This window comes from Hydrocoleum sp. CS-953 (genome assembly GCF_002260545.1).
Classification (GTDB): Bacteria; Cyanobacteriota; Cyanobacteriia; order Cyanobacteriales; family Microcoleaceae; genus Trichodesmium.
The window spans coordinates 1-3,303 of sequence record NZ_LGSU01000488.1 but is presented as its reverse complement, the minus strand read 5'-3'; the positions used below and the strand labels follow the sequence as shown (position 1 = coordinate 3,303).

Annotated in this window: 2 protein-coding genes; both read left to right on the top strand. The window is 38.2% G+C overall.

What is annotated here, in order from left to right; genetic code table 11:
• Nucleotides 1-881 precede the first annotated feature (881 nt).
• Nucleotides 882-1,007: a hypothetical protein gene (locus AFK68_RS43280; RefSeq protein WP_256386488.1), complete on the top strand. Its 126-nt coding sequence runs from the start codon at nucleotides 882-884 to the stop codon at nucleotides 1,005-1,007.
• Nucleotides 1,008-1,202: 195 nt separating this feature from the next.
• Complete coding sequence (locus AFK68_RS04970; RefSeq protein ID WP_094671836.1) at nucleotides 1,203-2,996, top strand: fatty acyl-AMP ligase; 1,794 nt, start codon at nucleotides 1,203-1,205, stop codon at nucleotides 2,994-2,996.
• The last annotated feature ends 307 nt before the right edge of the window (nucleotides 2,997-3,303 follow it).

Here is a 3,303-nt window from a genome sequence, read left to right as displayed (position 1 = left end):
CCAAAAAATAGATAATTTAGCAAAACTTTGAGCATTAACCCACCGCACTTATAACTTCAGAATAGTTTGGTTTCTTTTTGCCGATAGATCCTGTATTACATTTCACCCTTCCCACTCTACTAGATTCCCTAATAAAAAAAAATTCACGACATAATTTCTTCCATCAGTTGTTCTGGAGTAAAAGGTTGATACTTACCTCCTGCAAACTCTTTTTGTGTCTTTGAAAAATATCTAATTTTATCTGCTCTACGTCTAACTTAAAGACATTTTTTTAATATATCAATCAGGTGCATCTCATATTTACAAAAATACTTTTTCCCTATTCCCTCCATAGGAGTTAAGTGTTCCCTAAAAGCGATAAATTTTTGGCTTTCTTCAAAATTGAGATACACTCTATCAATCAGTTTTTCTCAATCTTTTCGAGAGAGTTTATCTACAACTTCTAAGATTTCCGAAAAAGTTGTTATTATCATTATATTTTTTCCCTTTTCTATCATTTTTTTATGTTTCTGATGATAACTCAACACTTATGAAAGGTTTTAGTTATCAATCTCAGCTTCTTTGATATAACATTTTAAAGATTATCATCAACCTCTGACAGAAAATTGTTAAAAATGCCTAAACTCCTCAACAGAGTTTCAATGGTTTCAGCTTTATTGCTCAAAATATCTGATATAATAATCGGAAGGAATGTTATTGCCTAATCAAATTTTTCAGCCTGAAATACCTATTATTTCGTTCTTTAAACCACTGATCGCCTCATTTTCATTTTAGGATGGCGATCTAATTTTTCTCACCTTCTCTAACAGCGGTTTGACAGATTTACCAGTATATGATAACTAAGAAAGACTTACCCATACAACAATTGCAACAATCCTCAAATGGCTCAATACTCAACCATAATAGATATACTAAAAGACCGCTCAGAAAATCTCCCCAACCAAACAGCTTTACCTTCCCGCCAGATTGGAAAACCAAGGCATGGAACCTTACCTATCCACCACTAAATTACCCAAGCCCAGCGACTGCCGCCCAACTCCCATCCATCCACCANTTTCGTTCTTTAAACCACTGATCGCCTCATTTTCATTTTAGGATGGCGATCTAATTTTTCTCACCTTCTCTAACAGCGGTTTGACAGATTTACCAGTATATGATAACTAAGAAAGACTTACCCATACAACAATTGCAACAATCCTCAAATGGCTCAATACTCAACCATAATAGATATACTAAAAGACCGCTCAGAAAATCTCCCCAACCAAACAGCTTATACTTTCCTGCCAGATGGAGAAACCAAGTCTGGTAGCTTAACCTATCAACAACTAAATACTCAAGTCCGAGCGATCGCTGCCCACCTCCAATCATTCATCATCCCAGGAGACCGAATATTAGTCGTTTATCCCTACACTGCCGGACTAGAATTTATCACCAGTTTCCTTGGTTGTATCTGTGCAGGAGCGATCGCCGTAACTAGCAACCCTCCCCTCAACAACGACGCTATAGCCAAACTCCAAGAAAGAGTCGAATCCTCTGAACCAAAAGCTATTCTCACCACAGAATCCTTTTTGAAGGAAATTCGAGGAAAATTAGCCAAAAATCCAGACCTAGCTCCCAAACTCAACCAGTATCCATGGATAGCCACGGATAAAATTTCATTTTATGAAGCACCCCAATGGAGAGAACCAAAAATCGACCCTGACACCCTCGCCTTTTTCCAATACACCTCCGGTTCCACAGGCAAACCAAAAGGAGTAATGGTAACTCATGGCAACGTCCTACATAATTCAGAAATTATTTATCAGTCCTTTGAACATTCCCCAGAAAGTCAAGGCGTAATTTGGCTACCCATGTTCCACGACATGGGATTAATAGGCGGAGTCATACAACCTCTCTACGGAGGTTTTCCAGTCACCCTCATGTCACCCGTAGCCTTAATTCAAAAACCCATACGTTGGTTAGAAGCTATTTCCAAATATAGAGCAACAACCAGTGGCGGACCCAACTTTGCTTATGATTTAGTTTCTCGTCAAGTAACCCCACAACAACTAAAAAAATTAGACCTAAGTAGTTGGAGCGTCGCATTTTCTGGAGCTGAACCTGTACGAGCTGCAACTTTAGAAAGATTTGCCCAGACTTTTACACCTTGTGGCTTTCGGCGAGAAGCTTTTTATCCTTGTTATGGAATGGCAGAAACTACTCTATTTATTAGTGGCGGAACAAAAACAAAAGCTCCAACTATTAAATATGTCGATGCTGAAGCTTTAGCAGAAAACCGAGTTGTAGTTGGTGGGGAGAAAAGTAGGGCAGTAGTTAGTTGTGGTTGGAGTTGGTTGGGCGATGAAATTGTCATAGTCGATCCAGAATCTTTGACTAAACGTTCAGAAGGAGAAGTAGGAGAAATTTGGGTATCCGGTGCTGGTGTAGGTAAAGGTTATTGGCAGCAAGCGGAGGAAACGGAACAAACTTTTAATGCTTTTTTAGCAGATAAAAGACCTTTTTTACGAACAGGAGACTTAGGATTTTTAGAGGAAGGGGAATTATTTATTACTGGTCGGATTAAAGATGTAATGATTTTGTGGGGTAGGTATCGTTATCCTCAAGATATTGAATTAACTGTGGAAAAATGTCATCCAGCTTTAAGGTCTGGTTGTGGAGCAGCTTTTTCTATAGAGGCCGAGGATGATGAGCGGTTAATAATTGTTCAGGAGGTGGAGCGTAGTTATTTACGGAAGTTGAATATTGAGGAAGTAGTGGGAGCTATTCGTCAGGCAGTTGCTGAGGAACATACAGTGGAAGTTTATGCTATTAATTTGTTGAAGACTGGTAGTATTCCGAAAACTACCAGTGGTAAGATTCAACGTCGGTTATGTCGGAGTCAATTTTTGGAGGGTAGTTTGAATTTAGTTGGTAACTGGCAACTTCAAACTGAAAAAGGGAGTGTATCTGAGTTGGCAGATATAACGCTACGGGAAAGTCAAACCAGCAATACCTAATTTGTCAGTATTGAGCCGTCAGTTATTAGCTATCAGCGTATAAGTTTAAAGCTGCATTAATTGAGTTAGAAAAAAATATCAATACAATTGTCTTTAAAGTCTATATTTTTTAGGGCTTGCTGATTAAATATAAAAGTGTTTACTCGTAGAGGTTTCAGCTTTTGCAGATACTAATAAAGTAACTGCTTCAGTAGTAATTCCTATTCAAAAATCTAGTATTTTCGGCAAATAGGGGAGAAAATCACTATATCCGATTCTTCTGGCTACCTCTTCTATGATTCTTAATTCCTCCTGGATTCTGAATTCT

What these genes read in the sequence shown, in the direction of transcription:
- AFK68_RS43280 (WP_256386488.1), top strand. Translation starts at nt 882, where the DNA reads ATGGCTCAATACTCAACCATAATAGATATACTAAAAGACCGCTCAGAA.
- AFK68_RS04970 (WP_094671836.1), top strand. Translation starts at nt 1,203, where the DNA reads ATGGCTCAATACTCAACCATAATAGATATACTAAAAGACCGCTCAGAA.